The 260-nt window shown below is 48.5% G+C and carries 1 protein-coding gene; it reads right to left on the minus strand.

From position 1 onward, the window contains the following. Positions 1 to 260, minus strand: a 260-nt coding sequence (locus ACTHSP_RS23820; protein WP_440347210.1) for a PepSY domain-containing protein, incomplete at both ends; no start/stop codon positions are given.

The following is a 260-nucleotide window of genomic DNA, read 5'->3' on the forward strand; positions in this document are numbered from 1 at the left end:
AAAACAGCCTTCAGACTACGCTGTTTTACCCAACACAAATAAATACCGGTCACACACATGATGATGGTTAGCGACGCAGCGGTTTCCAACAGGTAGTCACCTGTCGCCCCGAGCATAATATCGCCGTGAATTTCATCCCTCGTGTGATACCAGCCTTGCCCGCGCGGCATCGTATTCACAACTTTTGCTGTATAGGGATCAACAGCAACCCTAGTGGCTTTATCGTCATTGTTTACGCGGAATACGGCAACCATATCATC

Source organism: Neisseria sp. P0001.S005 (assembly GCF_051963715.1).